Genomic DNA, 728 nt, shown 5'->3' with positions numbered 1-728 from the left:
TTTTACCAGAAGTGGCTAGTCTAACCGCAAGGAGGACGGTCACCACGGTAGGATTCATGACTGGGGTGAAGTCGTAACAAGGTAGCCGTATCGGAAGGTGCGGCTGGATCACCTCCTTTCCAGAGCTATCTCGCGAAGTTGAGCGCTCACGCTTATCGGCTGTAAATTTAAAGACAGACTCAGGGGTCTGTAGCTCAGTCGGTTAGAGCACCGTCTTGATAAGGCGGGGGTCGTTGGTTCGAATCCAACCAGACCCACCATTGTCTGGCGGTAGGTACCTGAGGCAAATCTGTACTCATGGGGGCATAGCTCAGCTGGGAGAGCACCTGCTTTGCAAGCAGGGGGTCGTCGGTTCGATCCCGTCTGCCTCCACCAATCACCAACGCCAAGGGCTTGGTTCAGACACTGAACCGAGAATTTTGCATTGGCGATTGAGCCAGTCAGAGTGATACGTAGTACGTATCGGCTGTCGTTCTTTAACAATCTGGAAGAAGCAAGTAATTTGGATAGCGGAAGCGTCTTGAGATGGACGTGAAAACTATCCGGGTTGTGATTGTATCGATGTATCTCAAGATGATTCGAACTCTATGTTCGACTTAAATTGGAATACGGCACAACGCGAGAACTCAACCTGTAACGAGACAGACTCGTTATAGGGTCAAGCGAACAAGTGCATGTGGTGGATGCCTTGGCGATCACAGGCGATGAAGGACGCGGTAGCCTGCGAA

The 728-nt window shown here is 51.2% G+C and carries 2 tRNA genes and 1 rRNA gene; all 3 read left to right on the top strand.

The features are described from left to right. Positions 1-119 (top strand): 16S ribosomal RNA (locus CFB47_RS40040); the annotation flags it as partial. A gap of 64 nt (positions 120-183) precedes the next feature. Beyond that, a tRNA-Ile gene (locus CFB47_RS40035) sits at positions 184-260 on the top strand. Positions 261-299: 39 nt separating this feature from the next. After that, positions 300-375 (top strand) — tRNA-Ala (locus tag CFB47_RS40030). The last annotated feature ends 353 nt before the right edge of the window (positions 376-728 follow it).

This window comes from Burkholderia sp. AU27893, assembly GCF_002223205.1.
Lineage (GTDB): Bacteria > Pseudomonadota > Gammaproteobacteria > Burkholderiales > Burkholderiaceae > Burkholderia.
Note: the sequence above shows the minus strand (reverse complement) of the source record. Positions and strands in the feature narration are given on the sequence as shown.